General features: G+C 39.0%; 17 protein-coding genes. 10 read left to right on the top strand and 7 right to left on the bottom strand.

Translation table 11 applies throughout. From position 1 onward, the window contains the following. Positions 1–25: 25 nt before the first annotated feature. Positions 26–1,393 (bottom strand): transglutaminase-like domain-containing protein, encoded by a 1,368-nt coding sequence (locus P8O16_RS16615; protein ID WP_300316557.1) that lies wholly within the window; start codon positions 1,391–1,393, stop codon positions 26–28. 245 nt (positions 1,394–1,638) lie between these two features. On the opposite strand from P8O16_RS16615, the gene P8O16_RS16610 reads away from it, so the two are divergent. Further along, positions 1,639–2,562, top strand: coding sequence for a mechanosensitive ion channel family protein (locus P8O16_RS16610; RefSeq protein ID WP_300316556.1), 924 nt, complete (start codon positions 1,639–1,641; stop codon positions 2,560–2,562). A 62-nt stretch (positions 2,563–2,624) separates the two neighbouring features. On the opposite strand, the gene P8O16_RS16605 is transcribed toward P8O16_RS16610, so the two are convergent. Genes P8O16_RS16605 through P8O16_RS16595 form a run of 3 tightly spaced genes read right to left on the bottom strand, consistent with a single transcriptional unit; the run spans position 2,625 to position 5,826 of the window. Beyond that, positions 2,625–4,016, bottom strand: a complete 1,392-nt coding sequence (locus P8O16_RS16605; protein ID WP_300316555.1) for an adenylate/guanylate cyclase domain-containing protein — start codon at positions 4,014–4,016, stop codon at positions 2,625–2,627. A 5-nt stretch (positions 4,017–4,021) separates the two neighbouring features. Continuing rightward, entirely contained in the window at positions 4,022–5,257 is a 1,236-nt protein-coding gene (locus P8O16_RS16600; protein WP_300316554.1) for an FIST N-terminal domain-containing protein, read from the bottom strand. A gap of 2 nt (positions 5,258–5,259) precedes the next feature. Further along, on the bottom strand, positions 5,260–5,826 hold the full coding sequence (locus P8O16_RS16595) for an OsmC family protein (protein ID WP_300316553.1): 567 nt from the start codon (positions 5,824–5,826) through the stop codon (positions 5,260–5,262). 136 nt (positions 5,827–5,962) lie between these two features. Here P8O16_RS16595 and P8O16_RS16590 point away from each other — a divergent pair, with 136 nt between their 5' ends. From P8O16_RS16590 to P8O16_RS16560, 7 genes are all read left to right on the top strand, one after another. Beyond that, positions 5,963–7,657, top strand: coding sequence for a ferritin-like domain-containing protein (locus tag P8O16_RS16590; RefSeq protein WP_300316552.1), 1,695 nt, complete (start codon positions 5,963–5,965; stop codon positions 7,655–7,657). 8 nt (positions 7,658–7,665) lie between these two features. Beyond that, positions 7,666–8,697, top strand: a complete 1,032-nt coding sequence (locus P8O16_RS16585) for a hypothetical protein (RefSeq protein WP_300316551.1) — start codon at positions 7,666–7,668, stop codon at positions 8,695–8,697. Positions 8,698–8,805: 108 nt separating this feature from the next. After that, complete coding sequence (locus P8O16_RS16580; RefSeq protein WP_300316550.1) at positions 8,806–9,150, top strand: DUF5655 domain-containing protein; 345 nt, start codon at positions 8,806–8,808, stop codon at positions 9,148–9,150. A 105-nt stretch (positions 9,151–9,255) separates the two neighbouring features. Further along, positions 9,256–10,299 carry a porin gene (locus P8O16_RS16575; protein ID WP_300316549.1) on the top strand — a complete coding sequence of 348 codons (1,044 nt, stop codon included), beginning with the start codon at positions 9,256–9,258 and terminating at the stop codon, positions 10,297–10,299. A gap of 35 nt (positions 10,300–10,334) precedes the next feature. Continuing rightward, entirely contained in the window at positions 10,335–10,721 is a 387-nt protein-coding gene (locus tag P8O16_RS16570) for a DUF2306 domain-containing protein (RefSeq protein WP_300316548.1), read from the top strand. 92 nt (positions 10,722–10,813) lie between these two features. Further along, positions 10,814–11,329: a sigma-70 family RNA polymerase sigma factor gene (locus P8O16_RS16565; RefSeq protein WP_300316547.1), complete on the top strand. Its 516-nt coding sequence runs from the start codon at positions 10,814–10,816 to the stop codon at positions 11,327–11,329. A 1-nt stretch (position 11,330) separates the two neighbouring features. Continuing rightward, entirely contained in the window at positions 11,331–11,981 is a 651-nt protein-coding gene (locus P8O16_RS16560) for a hypothetical protein (RefSeq protein ID WP_300316546.1), read from the top strand. A gap of 27 nt (positions 11,982–12,008) precedes the next feature. On the opposite strand, the gene P8O16_RS16555 is transcribed toward P8O16_RS16560, so the two are convergent. From P8O16_RS16555 to lysA, 3 genes are all read right to left on the bottom strand, one after another. Then, positions 12,009–13,538 carry a cryptochrome/photolyase family protein gene (locus tag P8O16_RS16555; protein ID WP_300316545.1) on the bottom strand — a complete coding sequence of 510 codons (1,530 nt, stop codon included), beginning with the start codon at positions 13,536–13,538 and terminating at the stop codon, positions 12,009–12,011. A gap of 186 nt (positions 13,539–13,724) precedes the next feature. Beyond that, entirely contained in the window at positions 13,725–14,768 is a 1,044-nt protein-coding gene (locus P8O16_RS16550; protein ID WP_300316566.1) for a type IX secretion system membrane protein PorP/SprF, read from the bottom strand. Between the two features lie 220 nt (positions 14,769–14,988). Further along, positions 14,989–16,221 carry a diaminopimelate decarboxylase gene (gene lysA, locus P8O16_RS16545; RefSeq protein WP_300316544.1) on the bottom strand — a complete coding sequence of 411 codons (1,233 nt, stop codon included), beginning with the start codon at positions 16,219–16,221 and terminating at the stop codon, positions 14,989–14,991. A 211-nt stretch (positions 16,222–16,432) separates the two neighbouring features. Here lysA and P8O16_RS16540 point away from each other — a divergent pair, with 211 nt between their 5' ends. Continuing rightward, positions 16,433–18,151 (top strand): HAMP domain-containing sensor histidine kinase, encoded by a 1,719-nt coding sequence (locus tag P8O16_RS16540; protein WP_300316543.1) that lies wholly within the window; start codon positions 16,433–16,435, stop codon positions 18,149–18,151. After that, entirely contained in the window at positions 18,148–18,843 is a 696-nt protein-coding gene (locus P8O16_RS16535) for a response regulator transcription factor (RefSeq protein ID WP_300316542.1), read from the top strand. The genes P8O16_RS16540 and P8O16_RS16535 overlap by 4 nt, the downstream gene beginning before the upstream one ends. Positions 18,844–18,867: the final 24 nt, after the last annotated feature.

Below are 18,867 nucleotides of genomic sequence, written 5' to 3'. Positions count from 1 at the left end.
AAAAGGCCGTTTTCACGGCCTTTTTTTATGTCTTAATTTTTCTTTGAAACGAAAATCGTGAGTTTACCTTTACTTCTTTTCCGTCAATTTCCAGGTAGGGATAGGCAAGAAAGTTTATCGGACCAGCCTGAGGACCGGGAGTAAGTTTCAAATCTCTTCCCCGGCTTAATTCAATCCGATTCGCAGGATGTCGGCCAAAATAATACGTAGCTAAAGCAGTGTATTTATTTCCTTCACTAATATCGACGGGCCACCATTTCCCATCTGCATAAAACTCGGCCCAACAATGGTAACCGTCAATTCCACCTTCATTTCGATCGGAAGGGATAGAAGCGCCAATCGCAAACCGTGCAGGAATCCCGACCGATCTCGCTAAAGAAATAAAGAATGAATGAAATTCAGTACAGTTACCTGTTTTTGAATCACAGGCATAATTGGAATCTCCCCTACCGTAATCCCCAAACTTCATGTAACGCATGTTATCGATGATGTAGTCATAGAGAACACGAGCTTGGATAAGATGTGAGTCGTTTATTTTATCTCCAAGCTCTTCTTTGGCGATCTCTTCAAATCTTCCACCGGTAGGCATCAGTTTGGTCGAAGCTAAGTAAAGCGTCTTATCAGGCTCAGGCGCTTCATAAGGTCCTTTCTCCTTCCGCTTCACGGAATAAGTAAGCTTAATTTCCTCACCTGAATTTTCAGTTCCTAATTCAAAATACAGGAGTGTATTTCCATAGCTACCATCTTTTATTCTTTTTACCCCTTTTGGGACTGAAGTCTCTATAAGTTCGATCTCCTGAAAAGCATCCGACTCCGCTATTGGAATCCACATCTTTGCTGGCCCTTCTAAAGAAGGCACTTGTGCGGTGTAGTAAAATTCAAACTCGTCTCTTCCTTCCACGACACCAAGGAGGCTTGTATTAGATTGATCCATAGGTACTCTAAACCAGGTTTTATCTTCTTTATTTTGCTTCCAGGAGTAAAATGGTTTTCCATTGAGCTTGTGAACCGTTGTTGAGGTCACCTCCATTCCTCCAGGTTCTCCTTTCATAAAAAAATCCACATCATAGACTTCGCCACTTTCATCAACCAAATCCACACAGGCAAAATGGCTTTGGGGGCCAAGGTTTGATAAATATTCTGTGTGAACCCGAACCAGCTTCATTTTCAGATCATGATTTTCATCTTTCACTGGAAAAATCCCTCCGTTTTTTTCGGTTTGGTCAGCGATATAAGCTTTGATACCTTCTTCGATCTCAGAGATACTTATTTTGGGAGCTTGCGTTGATTGAGCTACTTCATTATGTTCGACTGGCTTATCTTGTGCACAGGAACCAAGAAGTACCATGAATGCCAATGAAAGTTTGAATTGATTTAGCCTAAATTTTCTCATGCTTGAATTTAATAGCAGTTTGTGAGTTCTCCTTATGAATAATATTAATTTCTCATTAATCCTCCAATTAAAGGCCAGATAAATACCCTGTCCAATAAAAAAGCTGGCTTTGAGTTCATCAGTTGATCAGGGTTAAATCAAAAATCTACACAACATTGAGAGGCTTAATTACAGGAACACTTTCTTTGACGAACTTTGATTCCTGAAATGATTTTTGCTTTTTGAAAGAAATACCACTCAGAACTATGAATATCTACAAAAGATTAATTCTTCCGCTTGTGATTACGCTCTTTTTGGGGTTCACAAAAATCTACGTTGGAGAAGCTGCCAAATCCTGGGAAGGTATTTTCTCCTACCTACCGCATGTCAACACCGTCCTTATTATCTCTGGATTCACTTGGTGTTTGCTGGTGTTGATCAAAATCGGTAAAATTTCTTTACTTAAACAATACGACATCAATCAGGAAAATAATCTCAAGGCTAGAAAAGTTTACACTCAAATCAATGTACTTGAGAAAGTCGCAAACTTCCTGATCATACTGCTTGGAATAGGATTGATTCTGATTTCTTTTGAATCGATTCGTCAAATCGGAGTTGGACTTTTTGCTTCTGCAGGAGTGGCGGGCATTATCATTGGATTTTCCGCCCAAAAGGCAATCGGCACCTTGATTGCGGGAATTCAAATCGCAATTACTCAGCCTTTTCGTTTGGAAGATGCTGTGGTTGTGGAAGGCGAATGGGGCTGGATTGAGGAGATTAATTTGAATTACGTTGTGGTACGAATATGGGATCAAAGGCGATTGATTTTGCCATCCACCTATTTCTTAGAAAAGCCTTTTCAAAACTGGACACGAACCTCTGCCGACATTATCGGGTCTGTTTTTATTCACACGGACTACACGATTCCCTTTGATGAGTTACGCAAGGAGCTAGATCGGATATTAGATGAAACAGACCTTTGGGACAAGAAGGTGAAGGTGCTTCAAGTTACTGATGCAAAAGAATCTACCGTGGAATCAAGAATCTTGGTCTCTGCAAGAAATTCCCCTACAGCATGGGACCTTCGAGTCTATGTCCGTGAAAAGATGGTTGAATTTGTACAGAAAAATTATCCTGATAGTCTTCCAAAAACTCGAGTTTCTCTTGGAAAAGAGGTGCCCTCCAAATAAATTCCATTACTCGAAAAACCTGCAAAAGAGCATTTTAAAAGCAATTCAACTGGATTTTTGTCTTATTTATTTTCAACAAAATACATTAAAATATCGCCCTTGTTTTTAGCGGATATTTTCCCCCGGCTTTCAAATACAAAATCCTCCTTACAGGCCAAATAGGTGGTATGGGACACATTGACCTTTCCTGCAATAGACCCTGATTGGATCCTATCTGCAGTATTCACTGTATCACCCCAGATATCAAATGAAAACTTTTTCAACCCCACTACCCCTGCGACTACTGGTCCGGTATTTATTCCTACTCGGATTTTAAAATATTCCCGGATAGCTTCGGGTTTTTCTTTCCCATATTCCTCAATAAAATCTCGCATCTCGATTCCTGCCCGAATCACATCCGAAGCTGATCCAGTCTCACCTGTCACCCCGCAGGCACTCATGTAGGCATCACCTATAGTTTTTATTTTTTCCAAACCGTATTTGGTTGTGATCATATCAAAATTCCGAAAACAATGATCCAATTCGGCTACCAATTCTTCAGAGGATATCTGAGAAGAAAATTTCGTGAAATTCACAAAATCTGTAAACATCACCGTTGCCTCAGTCTGTAGTTTTGCTTTAGCAAAACCATTCTTTTTCAGCTCGTCGGCAGTTTCTTTAGGTAAAATATTTAAAAGAAGATCTTCTGATCTTTTCTTTTCTTCAAACAACTCCAGATTTTTTGTTCGGAGATCTTTCGTACGTTCTGCAACTCGCTGTTCCAATTCATGATTGTAAGCTTCTAATTCCTTGTTTGCCTGCTCCAAACTGGCGTACAAGCTGGAATTGGAAAGTCCTGCTTCCAAAAATCCGGAGATAGAAACAATGGTATCCAAGTCACCTTCATCCAAAGGTGGGTAAAAAGGCCAGGCTTCTTTTTCTCTCCCTGTCACCATCCACGCAATAATTTTATTTCTCATTCGAATCGGAACAGCTATAAAAAAAGGTAAGATTAGCCTTTCACGGAGCTGATCGATTAATGCATTGGTGCGAGTATTTTTGTTGGCAAGAAATGGTCTTGTTATCGGGCTTTCTTCGATCAAAAAATCTACCTGTCTGTTGTGAATTAAATCCACTTCTTCACGCTCATATCCCATATGAAACTTTGGGCTGAAACCTCTTGAATGGCTACTCAATTCCCAAAGAACGACCGTTTTATCCATTTTGAGGGTAGTATTGATCAATTCTAGGGTATTAGTGAAAAAATTTTCTTCATATATCTGATGGCCAAAGGCATCATGCAAGGCAGACAAGATGGTAAAGCCATTTTCCTTTTGAAGGAGTTTTCGCTTTAAGAGTGAAATCTGTGAATCACTCCTGATATTTTGCCCCGCCACTTCGTCAGAGAGTTGACGGTAATAGTCAACCTGACGCTGTAATTCAGCTAATAAAATATCTTTTGATTCTTCGCTCATTGGAATTAAACCATTTCTTCACTGAAAAGGCAAAATAAGCCAGTCCAATCTAATACCTGCAACTCATTTTTTATCACTGCAAGTTCCCCCGCTTCATAGATTCCAAGCAAGGGAAATTCACCATTTATTGCTTCTTGAACGTATCGAACGTCCTCATCGGTATGGTTTGAATAGGCCGCTGCACGACCCGAGCAATTGATGTACATACCAAAAATGATCTTTCTATTTTCAGCTTTGATTTTGTCAATCAGCTTTTTAGTCCGCTTTGATACATACTCCATCTCGAAGCTGCGGCGCATCAGTTGGACTTCAGTGCCTTCTTCAATATCCATCTCGGCCATAAATAACCCTTTCGACTCTGGATCAACTCCGACACACATCCGATTGATGTAATTCCCTGGATTATAAGATTCCCATTTATCCCCCATATTTTTACCCAAGGTGACAAAGAATTTCAGTTCTTGGGGATTTGCTAATAAATCATCCCCCAAAATACTTCCTACCACATCCAAGGCAGGCTTGTGATTCAACTCAAGAATACTAGCTCCTTTGGTTGCCGTCACCGTATGATATGCGCTTGCCGGCTGACATCCATGCATGATTTGGGTATCTATTCGAATATTCCCATGAAGGATTAGTGCCATTGCCGCATTTTGACTCATTTCAGTTCCGCACCACTGACGGGTAGGCTTGAATTTCATATCTCCAAGCATTCGCGCCCCAATCACATTTGGCCAGCTGGCAAAGCTTTCATTCATCCCATGAATGAATGGTGTGCCGTAATTCATCCTAAATCGGCCCTCCAGGCGATTGACAGCATCAAAAAGCAATACAACCTGAGGAACAGTATCATATTCTTTAGATGCTATTTTTGCACCTAAGGCTTTGCCAGTTTCATATTCATGAAATCCGATTCCTTCTTCGATCAGGAGATCAAACTTGATTTCTGATCTGCCCAAAAGGCCAATTACAGTCTGATACCCATCATATCCTTCTTCCTCGTTTGTACAGGTGCCGTTGGCAAATCCTCCAAAAAACTGTGTTTGGGGACCGAGACACGATTTCACTCCTTCAAAGAAAGCAAGAGGATCATGTCTTGAAGTACAAAACAAAAAACAAAGCTGAACTTCCTCAGAAGAAAGTTCAGCTTTAGCTAATGCTTCCTTAGAAGCCTGAATTCCGGCCTTTTTTGAATCCGAGGACTCCGAAAATCCTACGCCAAATGAAGAACCGGTAGTCATTTTTACTCTTCGATTACAACTTCTGTAGTTACTCGTAGTGGTAGCTCTATTGTATTTTTAATTGGAGACTTTTTGTCTAAAGTCTCTTTAGATTTAAGAAGCTGCTCTGGGGTTGCTCCATTTTTTCCTTTTAAGGTTACTTTATAATGCAAATCCAGAGGGCCATTTGGCTTTGTACGATCCATGCCCAATACTCCATGAATATCAAAATTCACAGAAACCTCTACGTTAATTTTCTCTAACTCAGTCCCGAATAGGGCAGCATTAGTGGCAATTCCAGCCGTAAGGCAGCCGCAAAGTGCCGATGCTAAGTATTCAACAGGATTAGGATGCTCATCTGATCCACCTAAGACTGCCGGCTCATCTACCATCAAGTGAAATTTACTCGCTTCACTACGAATATTATTTCCATTTGAAAAAAGCTCTGAAACAGTAACTGATGCTTTGGTTCCTCCTTTCCATTCGGACTTAGCTTTAAACTGGACAAGTGCTACTTTAGGATCATTTTTGATTGCTCCTGTGAGTGCCTCGATATTATCTAGGTTCACTCCATTTTTAATGTTTGGCATGTTTAGAAAAAGTTTTTAATGATATAAAGAATAAATGAAATATACCAAAAATAGGAGCTAGTCCAAACTAACTCTTATATTTAATGTATTGATATTCTCAAGTTTAGTTTTTTACATAACCAATTTTTTCTCAAACATGTCACAAAAAAATCTTCAAAAAATTCAACCAGATGCAGAATTGCATCAAATGCTTCAATCTATTACTGGTACAGAAAAAGAAGAGTTTATCGAATTAATCTTTTCATTACTCAAACAGGCAAGTACAACGGAGCACCTTCTTGCGATGCAATACTTATTTACAAGTTTTAGTCTAAAGAAATACCCAGAGGAATTTTCAGATTATCATCCAGGTGCTACTGATCCAGTACAGCAGCAAATAAATGAAATCCGACTGGCACAGGTGGAAAAAATCCGAAGATGGGAGGCGAATATCCTGATGGTCTCTCGGGAGGAAATGACCCACTTGTGTTATGACATGAACTTGTTAGCCATTCTGGGAAAAGACCCATACATGTACCGGCCAAACTTTCCTGTACCCGCAATTGCTTTTCCGCTAGGTAAACCTGTGAATTTAATGCCATTTAGCCCTGTGGCCTTAGAAATTTTTCGCTATTGGGAAAAGCCTGATCATCTGCCCGTAATGGATCCACTTTTGGCAGATGGAATTCCTGAAGGATTGAAAGATCTATTCACTATTCCCCACAAAGATCCAGACCAATTTAACCACCCAGAGACCCATCAAGAGGCGATGGATTTTCTGAAGCAATTCTTATCTAAGTCATTAGATCAAAATACAATCGCAAAGATCCATGATCCTCTGACCGCGGGAACTCATTTCGACAGTATAGAGCAACTATATACATTTATTCGTGCTTTTCTATTAATCGGGTTAAAATACAAAGTATTTGAAGGCCAAAACATGGAGCGAATTGTTGATGAACATTATGGGTTTAATATTTCCTTAAACCCTTTGGTACTTGGTCAATTTGAAGCTTATGTAGAAGAGGCAATCGAGCAAATCATTGAAGAAGGTGAAGGTGTCTGGGGGATTCCTCCAGCCTTAGGAAGTCATTTTTGGGTGTTTCAAACGGTGATTGATGCAATGAATCAAGAAAAGAAAGATTCCCAATTGCCTTTTGAACCAGCACTTCCTGTAGTTTGGAATCCGACTTGTGCCACTTTGAAGGATAGACATTTGATTAATTCAATGCCAAATATGCCTTCTAACGCTACCTATCAGGTGACGAATGTGGTAGCTATCGAGGCGATGAAGCTTTTCAATGAGGCTTATAATACTATGATCAAAATGCTAAGTGGATTTTTCGGACATTATGAAATCGACCAAACCACTGGAATAAGACCTCCAGTGGTTAATGCATATTTCCAAACTGCTTTTTACCCTTTCATGACGAATGTCATTCGGCCTCTCGGAGAAATGATTTGCCGACTCCCCGCCGATGAGAGTTTTGTGCCTGATAAGGGTAAAGTTCCGGATCGATGTGCTGGGCCTGATTTTCTATTTGATATTTCCCAGTTTGATACTTGTGCCATCGATGACGCCATTCTTCCATACGATGATGTCGATAAATATTTAGAGCACTTTGAATCCATGCAACAAAGCGCACTTAAAATAAAAGGACTTTGTGAGCAAAGAGGCTACCATATGGCATTCTATTTACAGGAAGATGCGCGTGATTTCCCAATTGCATTTGCCTACTTAGCCGAAAATTTTGAACGAATTGGAAAAAATTTTAAAGCCTATTGGAAAGGCGAAATGGTTGCCCCAATCTCTTCAAAAGACTTTCAAAACTATTCTACTAACTTTAATTAATACTTTTTATGTCAACATTAAGCATTTCTTTTGACGGATATTTTCAGTGCAGACTAGCGACAGACCCTGATCCTTCCAATGAGCAGCGTGGTATTTCAGGATTCACTTATTCAGTAGCCGGAGAAACCCTACTTGACCCATCAATCTGGTCTCAGGCAAAGGATATCGAAGCTGCATATAAAAAGAAGGACCCTGCCTTTCTGGATCCACTTGCATCAAATCCTCAATTTGATATCAAAAATATCCGAGAAGCATCTCCTGATTGTACCGTTTATAATTCACGGGGAATTGGAATCCTAGTCAACAAAGTCGAAGTAGATGGCGAAATAGTCCCTGATTTGAACCAGAAAATGAAAGGAGCACTTTGCCGCTTTGCCAATCGGCCTGCTTCAAATGGTCCTTATAAAGGACCTATTTTCGAAGGGAGAAATCAAATCACTTCTGACGGTGACCCTGATCGATTTACAGTGAATCCTTTTCTATTTACCATTTCCACTCCTGATGACGCAAAGACCATACTAAGTCGATTTGATCCCTTAGATTTCGAATTTCCAGACAAGCAACTTTATCAAGTTTTCCCAAATGAGAAAGTAGATAGGAGATTACCATATCAAAGATTTGCTCTTTCGGATAAAGGTTTAGCCCAAATCGGCTTGACTTCTGATGATTTAAATACCTATTTCGAAAATCGTATGAATTGGCTAAAAGGTAAAATTGTAGAAGCTGAAGCTGTAAATAAACCTGCTTTGGCAGAGGCCTATCGATCCAGATTGTATGCGGTAAACTTCTTCACCCAAGCCACAGGACCTACCGTATTAGCAAACAGATTGTTGAGTAGAATTCCACTTCGCCAACTGTATCGCCATAGCATACGAGGGAATTCGAGTATGATACCAGTTCCAATGGCTGATCAGGAGTTTTTCGGCCCTTATCAAATTGATACTGAGAAAGAATGGCAAATTCTTTACTACCTAGGTCAATACGATGGAGATCTAATGGCCGGTTGGTGCAGTGGCACCTTAGACATTCCTTTGAAATAAAACTCTATCTATTATAAAAGGATTCAGCTTAAAAACTGAATCCTTTCAAATTTTATGTGGACCTGCCCAATTTGCGAGCGTGATCTAAAACGCGAAAACCAATGGCACATGTGCATCAAAGCGGATTTAAACACGCTTTTTGATGGTAAGCCAAAAGAATTGGAGTTTGTCTTTGATAAAATCTTAGCAGAGGTCTATGATTGGGATGGGGTGATTGTAAGTAATACCAAAAATGCAATCATGTTTGTTCACAAACAGACTTTTTTGATCATTAGACCTATGAGCAAATTTCTGGATTTGAAATTTTATTCAAAGGAGCAGCAACTTTGTCCGCCATTCTTCAAGTCCACCCAGGCGTCAAAAAAGTTTGAAAATCGGATCCGTATCTCCACATTGGAAGAACTAACCCCCACTTTGAAAAAATTTATCCGGCAATCTTACGAATTACTTTAGGTCATTGCTTTACTTGGAAGAAGCATTTTGGTAATTTGAATGATGGTCTTTTTTAAAATATCCTTTCCGCGGATCTTGTTACTTTCATTTCTTAGCTCCTGCATATTGTTTTCGACGTTTGCGCAAGATAAGCCAGAGCCAAAATCAAATTTCAACTATTCTGCCTTTTTGGATGGGTATTACGGCTATGATTTTAATAACCCAACCGAGAAAAAACGTCTCCCCTTTCTATTCAATCATACTCGTTCCGATCAATTTGCAATCAATCTAGCCTTAATCACGGGGAATTTTGAAATAGGTCGCTTCAGGAGCAACTTGGGAATCCAACAAGGAACGTACGCACAAGATAATTATAGCGCAGAACCAAAAATTCTTCGCTGGTTTAATCAAGCCAATATTGGTTTTGCCCTGAATAAAAGGAAAAGTCTGTGGCTAGATGCTGGATTAATGCCTTCCCATATAGGATTTGAAAGTGCTATTTCTTCAGAAAATAACACCCTTTCCAGGTCTATCATTGCCGAGAACAGTCCCTATTTTCTGACCGGAGGGAAGCTTGGCTGGCAGGCGAATCATCAATGGTATTTTTCAATTTGGGTGACAAATGGCTGGCAAGTAATCCAAGGGATTGAGGGAAATTCCATGCCATCCTTTGGCACTCAGATGAATTTTAAAAAGTCTGAAGAGTTGACTTTAAACTGGAGCACTTTTATTGGGAATAATTACAATGACGCAAATCGGAGAATGCGCTATTTCAGTAATCATTATGCGATTTGGGACCCTACTGGAGATTGGAAAATAATTGCCGGGATAGATATAGGATGGGAGCAGAAAAATAAAAATTCTACAACTTTGAATTTTTGGGCTGGTGGAGCCATGATTGTAACCTATGACTTCAATCCAAATTTGAAAACCTCCTTTCGAGGAGAGTTTTACAGTGACCCTCAAGAAGTCATTGCGCTCAATCAAAATATGGAAGGTCTACAAACCAGCGGTTTTAGCTTGAATTTAGATCGAAATATTGGTGAAAATTTAATTTTCAGAATAGAGTCCAGATATCTAATCAGTCCAAACGAGCAATTTTTGAAAGACTCAAGCCCAAGTTCTTCTAATTTATTTGTGCTTGTATCGGTAGCATTTCACTTGAATTAAAACATAGATTTATTAGTTTCAAGAAAATAAAAACTATGAGCTACGAATCCTTAATGTATTTTCATCTACTTACTGTAGTCCCATGTATTTTTTTAGGAGGTTACTTACTTGCTGCTCGAAAGGGAGGACCAATCCATCGTAAACTTGGGGGGATTTACATGATTCTCATGATGTTAACAGCATTGATTGCTTTGATAATCCCCGCAGGCGTAGGTCCTCAATTTTTAAATCACTTTGGCTACCTCCATTTGTTAAGCATCATAGTGCTCTGGACAGTCCCAACTGCTTTTTTTGCAATAAAGAAGGGCAAAATCAAGGAGCATCAACGTAAAATGATAATTCTCTATGTAAGTGGAATTATTATCGCAGGAGGATTTACCTTGACTCCGGGAAGGTATTTATATGAGATCTTTTTCGGTTAATCAAAATCGGCTTTCCTGCCTTTTTTGAAATAATTTGAATAATGCTGTGATTTTTTAAGCTTGCCTGCGAATCATTGGGAAAAGATATTCAAATGAGTCCCTCACCCACAGTTATTTCTGAACAGTTTGTAAAGCTCCTTGAAGAAAATAAGGGAATCCTATTTAAGGTTGCGCGGACCTATGCCAGCGGGGAAGAGGAAGTAAAGGATTTGATTCAGGAAATTTCAATTCAGGTCTGGAAGGCTTTCCCTAGGTTCAATCCAGATTTCAAATTTTCTACTTGGCTTTATCGAATAGCTTTAAATGTGGCTATATCAAACCTCAGAATGGAATCCAAACGGAAAGAAATTCATCGAGGATATGATGAACAAATGATCCTCAAAATCCCGGAAGAGGATCAGGAATCTGATCAATCCTTAAAATTACTTTATCAAATAATTGGGACAATGAAATCACTTGACCGCGCATTGATACTTCTATATTTAGAAGAAAAAACCTACGCAGAAATATCGGAAATCATGGGTATCACAGAAACAAATGTGGCAACTAAACTCAGCCGATTGAAGAAGACCATCAAAAACGAATTCTTAAAACAAAACCAACTATAAAATGAACGATCAAGAAATTTTAGCACTCTGGAAAACCCAAGAAAGCAAGATTGAAAAAGTCATGGCGATAAACTCCAAGATTCTAAAAGAACAAATCAGTCAGAAATCGAAAAAAGCACTTCTTGGATTTAAATCTGAAAAAATTACCGGGATAATCTTCGGACTACCCTATTTGATCATTCTTGGAGCTATTCTAGGCATAGGATTGCAGGTAAGCAGCCTGTCTGGAAATTACTTTTTGATCTCAATCGGAATGATTTTCCTGATCAATTTGAAAATCTTCGCAGATTATGTCCGGCATTTAGTTCTGAGTTATCAGATTGATTTCTCAGGAGCCGTTGCTGATATTCAAAAGAAGTTGATTGAGCTTCGATTTTCGCTGATTCGAAGTGTAAGGTATATCGGGTTTCAACTTCCGTTTTACAGTACACTTCATTTGGATAGTTCTTGGTTTCCTTCACAGGCCAACGCGGTTGGAATCATTATTCAGGTTCTAATCACAGGGATATTTACTTTCGCGGCAATCTGGATATTTATGAATTTCAAACCTGAAAATTCAAATCACAAAATTGTAAAAAAACTCTTTTTCATCGCTGGAATAAAAGAAATTGATCAATCCATGCAGCAATTAGAAGAGTTAAAGAATTACTAAAAACCTTTAAAAACTAGCGGAGCAAAATCAGAGTTCGGCTAGTTTTTGAAGGTAATCATCAGCCTGCTTCAATATTTCTGCTTTATCCTTCATCTTATCCAAGGTGCGGTAAGCCATTCCAATTCTTGGATTTTTTTCGAGTTTATCACGATTACGATCATAAAAATGCCAATACAAACTATTGAAAGGACAGGCTCCATCGCCTGTTTTTTTGTTAGGATCATAGGCGCAGTGTCCACAATAATTTCCTTGCTTTTTGATGTAATTGGCCGAAGAGACATAGGGCTTGGTTCCGACTATTCCCCCATCTGCAAATTGGCTCATCCCGCGGGTGTTGGTGATTTCTACCCATTCGATCGCATCGATGTAGATTCCGAGATACCATTGATCCACTTCATCGGGATGGATTCCGGCGAGTAGCATAAAATTACCCGTCACCATCAATCGCTGAATATGATGTGCATAGGCTTGTTCCAAAGACTGAGTAATGGTATGACTTAGGCATTTCATTTTGGTCTTTCCGGTCCAAAACCAATCCGGTAATTTCCGATCATGGCCAAAGAAATTTAGCTCAGCAAAGTGCGGCATTTTTGCCCAGTAGATTCCTCTCATGTATTCCCGCCATCCGATAATCTGACGAATAAATCCCTCCACTTGGGAAATGCTGATTTGAGATTGATTCGCTTTCCAAGATTCCTCCACTCTTTTCACGACTTCCAAGGGAGAGAGCATTTTGGAGTTCATAGCAAAGCTGAGCCTGGAATGGAAAAGAAATGGATCCCAAGTAGTCAGGGCATCTTGATAGTCTCCAAAATGGATCAAGAGATTCTCGCAGAAATAATCCAAAATTTCCAGGCATTCGACTCTGCTAGTTGGCCAGTTGAATGCTCCTGTATCAATTTCCCCAATGGTTTTTACCCCTGCTCTATGGACCATCTCCACCAATTCATTCACCGCTTTAGGATGGAGTTTTGGCTTGCGCAAAAGACGTTTGTCTTTCAGTGCTGAACGGTTTTCTGCGTCAAAATTCCACTTACCATCTATCGGTTCTTTTCCCTCCATCAAGATATCATAATCCTTTCGCATCTGTCGGTAGAAAGTCTCCATCAAATAGGTCTTTTTCCCTTTAAAAAAATCAGCCAAGAATTCTCTTTCAGTCAGGAAATGTTCTGTTCCAACCGCTCTAGCAGGAATATCCAATGAGTTTGAAATAGTTTTGAGCTGTTGATCCAGACGGTATTCGTCCGGAAGTTGATATTCAAAACTTTTAAAATTACCCTCCTTTACAAGTTTGGAAATCATCTTACTCAAATCTTGCTCATTGTCTTCCTGATCTAATTTGAAGTACAATACTTCATGACCAGCATCCCTGAGTTGATCGGCAAAATTTCGCATGGACAAGAAAAAAGCTACCGCTTTTTGAATATGATGAGTCACGTAATCTGTTTCCTGACGCATCTCAAGCATTAGATAAGTGAACTTCGAATCTGTTTTATCAAACCAAGAGTGGGAAAGATTAAGTTGATCACCCAGAATCAATCGTAGCGTTTTTGTCATAAAAAAGATTTTATCTCTAAAGCCCTTTCGAATTCGGATTGTTTATGAAATCAATATTTAGGACAATGAATAATCACGTCATTATTAAATCTAAAAAATAAGGTAATCGCAAGTTTTTTTTGAGATGATCAAATAAAAAAGGGTTGGAACATTGTTGACTGAAATTTTATAAAATTTCCAAAAACTTTAGTATTTAAAACAAGGAATTGTTCTGGATCTTTGATTTCTACTTTTTGGATCTCCCCAAAGGAAGGAATAAGTGAGCGACACCTCATGTGCCCCACCTGAATTACGAAGTCCAAGCTTAGATACAGTTACGTCATAGGAGTAGCCAATATCCAATCCATTTTCTAATGATACTCCCACTAATCCAATAATTGCTTCATTATTGGGTAAACCATTTTTGGTAGGCAATCCCCTATACCAAACCCCGAGAACCAGTGGCTCCACAAAAAGTTGAACTCCTACGTCTAACTGGTTAAAAGGATCCTGCTGCTTGTAATTAAATGCAAATGACACTGATCGCTCGGCAAAAGCATGTGTGAAGTAATTTCTTCTCCCGCCCTGAAGATCAAACCGGATTCCGCCTTGAGCTGATAATTTCATTGGGAGTTTAGAAATTTGTCCGTCCACAAATGAAACATTTGGCTCTGAAATATGGTGTGCTGAGGCTCCCAACCAAATTTTATTGGAATAAAACATTCCTCCAAAGCTGTAATCGAAAAAGCTATACCTACTATCTATTGGGATTCCATTCAATTCATCTGTAATTCCACCTACCGTACCATTAATAATATCAATCTGAGTCCCAAAGACTAGATCATTGAAGAAAGCATCTCGCTGCATGTAGCTGGCCATTCCCCCAATCCTGAAATAAAGATCTTCTCCTAACTTTAATCTATAGGCGTATGAAAGCCCGATTTCGTTTGTAGAAAGATTTGCCATACTCTCCTGGCTTCCATTAAAGATCAAGCCTATCCCACTATTATAGTCAAATAGATAATGGTCAATATAAGCTGAATAAGAATTAAAATTCTGATCCAGTCCAGGCCATTGATTTCGATAGTTGACACCGATTCTCGTTAGCTCACTTGCACCAGTAAGTGCTGGATTAAGATAGAGAGGAGCAGCGTAAAATTGGGAATATTGGACATCTTGAGCGTAGGAATCTTGTATTGCACCTGATAGTACAATCAAAAAAATGAAAACGCCTAATAACTTCCTCAACATAAGGTATCGCTCCTTCCCCGAACGCAAAATTACTCATTTAGAGCTAGCAATCAGGAAATTAAATCTAATAATGTGGACTAAGAAACTACTAGGGCTTATGATCAGAGACGATCAAATTCGTTTTAATCCTGTCCCGTTTGAAAAAAATCTTCAGTCGGTAACAGGATAATTAAGAATCAATAATAATACCAAAGGAATGATTGGGAAGGATTTAATATAATTAAAGCTCCAAAACGATCTGATTATTTATCAAATCTCTAAATTCTTCTTTTTTTCTAATCAAGTGAGCTTTTCCTTTCCAAACCAAAACCTCTGCAGGCCTTAGTCTTGAATTGTAATTCGAGGCCATGCTAAACCCGTATGCCCCTGCATTTTTGATGACAATCAAATCCCCAGTTTTCACTTCACTAATAAGTCGATCAGCAGCCAAGGTGTCTGTCTCACATATATATCCCACTACATTATAAGGCTTTAGCTTACCTTCAGGATTACTTAAATTATAAACCCCATGGTAAGCATCGTATAGCATTGGACGAATTAAGTGATTCAAGCCTGAATCTACTCCAATAAACGTAAGCTGAGGAGTCTGCTTTACTACATTGGTTTTTACTATAAAGTAGCCAGCCTCACTTACCAGAAACTTTCCCGGCTCCAACCAAAGCTCTAAATCTCTTCCATACTTTTTGCAAAATTCCTGAAAAGCTTCTGTGACTTTCCTACCTACTTGGAATACGTCTGTTGCTATATCATCTGGCTTATACCCTACTTTGAAGCCCCCTCCGAAGTCTAGAAATTTTAAATCAGGGAATTTCATCGCGGCCTCAAAAAGTACGTTGCCACCACGGAGAAAAACTTCTGCATCCAGAATATCTGAACCTGTATGGACATGCAAACCAGTGATCAGCATTCCATATTGGGAGACAATATTCAAAATTTCATCAAGCTGATGGATGGATATTCCAAACTTACTATGGATATGTCCTACAGAGATTTTGGCGTTTCCACCTGCCATAATATGAGGATTGATTCTGATGCAAACCGGGACTGAATTCCCATATGTTTGGCCAAATTGGGCCAAAATAGGGAGGTTGTCCAGATTGATCGTCACCCCTAAATCCACTGCTTCCTGAACTTCTTCAAAACTCACACAGTTAGGCGTATACATGATCTCAGCAGGAAGAAATCCTGCCAACAAACCTAAGCGTACTTCTTCAATTGAAACTGCATCTACTCCTGCTCCGGCAGACTTGACAACCTTTAAAATAGATATATTCGAAAGGGCTTTAGTGGCATATTTAATCTTCAGCGCAACTCCTGAAAAAGCATCCTGCAAAGCTTGAATTTGTCTTGTAATCTTATTCCCATCATATACATATACGGGGGTTCCGAACTGGTCTGCAATTGATTGAAGAGAGACACCTTGAATTTCAGTAGGTTCTTGAGGAGTTGACATGGTTTGAAATTTGCGTGCAAAGATACTCAAAACCAAAAAAAAGGAGGCATTACCCCCCTTTTTTAGAATTTTAAAATGTAATTAAGAAACCTGACGTAAATAAGAATATTCATTCCCAGAAGTCAATCCATACTAAGAAAATACTCTAAGAATGGCAGTTAAATATTGTTAAGCATCTGTAGCTGCCTTTATATAAAATTAAATTTGTTTGATGTCTAAGCGTAATATCATCTTAATCATAGTACTCATGTCCCTTTCCAGCTTTGGGCTGATTGGGTTTCAATACTATTGGGTGACCAATGCGATTAGTATCAATCGTGAACGATTTGATCAAAATGTACTACAGGCTCTTACCAGTACTGTCGAGGATTTGGAAAAAGCACAGACGAGAAATACAATTCTGAGTACCATCATGCAAGATTCTGTATTTCAGGAATCAGTCTTTCAAAAAATCGAACCTATCGAATATCAAATCAGCCGGAGACCGGTAAATAGAGGGCGTCCCTCATTGATTGATACTATTTTCAAAGGCACTGCCCCGGAAGTCAGCCCTACTTTTCGGAGAATTCTGGAATCACAAGGTGTAAACATCAATATTCTTGAAGAATTAGAGCGGTTTTTTGCTTACATGACACCTGAGCAAGCTTCCAAACTTTTCACTCCCGATGAAATGCAGATTCTTTTGCAGGAGAAAGAACGTCAATACAAGTACCTATCTGAATTGGAAAAAAGTCAAAACGAACTTCTAAATTCCAAGCGCGCAAGTTTCCCTCAGGTGATAGCAGAAATCGATATTTCTGAAGATGCTTTTGACAAAATCCGAAAAGCAAATCTCAAAATTGATATTGCAAATCAAACATTTGATGAAATAATGGCTGGGCAAAAGGCAATTCTCGATCGTTTGGACACCACTGAGGTGAGAAAAATAATCAGAGGTCATTTATTGGAAAAAGGAATCTTAGAAAGTTTTGAGATTGGTTTATTGAAAGACGATGGGTTATTTCTGCCAATTGGGCCTGTAGATCAGCAATTCACCTTGGTTCAGCAAGGGATTCAGGCAAAGCTTTTTCCAAATGACATAGTTGGCAAAAACAACTACCTCTATATCTATTTCCCAGAAAAGGGACGGTATGTTATCCGGCAAGTTTGGTTACCTCTCTCCAGTTCCTTGGTTTTTATCGCAGTGATTATCTTTTGTTTCATTTATGCAATCAAAGTTATTATTCGTCAGAAAGCTCTTTCTGATACGAAAAATGATTTTATTAATAACATGACCCACGAGTTCAAAACACCTCTTGCTACTGTGAGTCTAGCTGTAGAGGCACTTCAAGATCCCGAACTCTCGTCTCAGGACAAGTTCCGTTCAAGGTATTTGGGTATCATTAAGGATGAAAACAAGAGGCTTGTAGCTCAGGTAGAAAACGTTCTACAGGCAGCTGCGTTGGATAAAAAAGATTTCAAACTGAAAATCGAAACCTTAAATCTATCGGAGATACTGGAATCAACGGTGGATCATTTTGGACTATTAATTGAAAAACGAGGCGGAAAAATAACCTTTGACAATCAGCTCAGTAATCCGATCATTGAAGGCGATGCATTTCATCTAAGTCATATATTCAATAATCTTTTGGATAACGCCAATAAATATTCTCCAGAAAATCCTGTTATTGATATTTTGGCAGAAGATTCGACGGATGAATTTATCATCAAAATTCAGGACCGAGGAATCGGAATGAGTAAGGATTCTCAACGGAAAATTTTTGATAAATTCTATCGTGTACCCACGGGCAACATTCACGATGTTAAAGGTTTTGGGCTGGGATTATCCTATGTCAAAACAATGTTAGAAGCTCATAGAGGCACTATTTCTGTCTCCAGTGAGCTCGGAAAAGGAAGCACATTTACCATTCACTTACCTAAAAAACAATGAGTAAAGCCAAACTATTGGTCGTAGAAGACGACCCAAACTTAGGAGATATCCTGAAGGAATATCTTGAAATGAAAGGATATGAACCCACCCTTTGTAGAGATGGAGAAGAAGGCTGGAACAAGTTTAAAAAAGATAAATTCGATCTTTGTCTATTGGATATTATGATGCCAAAGAAAGACGGATTTACCCTTGCCAAAGAAATTAAAAAAGTGCAGGAAAACCTTCCTATTCTATTCTTGTCTGCCAAAAATCAAAAAGATGATATCATCGAAGGGTTGAAAATCGGAGCAGATGACTACATCACCAAACCATTCAGTATGGAGGAATTACTTCTCAGGTTGAATGCGATTTTGAAGCGGACTAAAAAAAGTGATGATATTTCTCCACTTAAAGTTTACAGTTTTGGAGATTTTGTCCTCCACTACGATGAACAAATGCTCGAAGGTCCGAAAGGCAAGCACAAATTGACTTCAAAGGAAAATGAGCTCATCAGGATTCTAGCAGCAGAGATCAATAAACTTGTAAACAGAAGTCACGCACTCAAGCAGATATGGGGAGACGACAGCTATTTCAATGCTCGGAGTATGGATGTCTATTTGAGTAAAATCAGAAAGCTGCTGAAAGACGATCCAAAAGTCCAGATTATCACCGTTCACGGTGAAGGGTTCAAATTAATTGTAAGTGAAGAGTAATAAGAAAGGGCGGTTTCAAAACCG

Origin of the sequence: Algoriphagus sp. (assembly GCF_029254265.1) — a bacterium.
Classification (GTDB): domain Bacteria; phylum Bacteroidota; class Bacteroidia; order Cytophagales; family Cyclobacteriaceae; genus Algoriphagus.
Note: the sequence above shows the minus strand (reverse complement) of the source record. Positions and strands in the feature narration are given on the sequence as shown.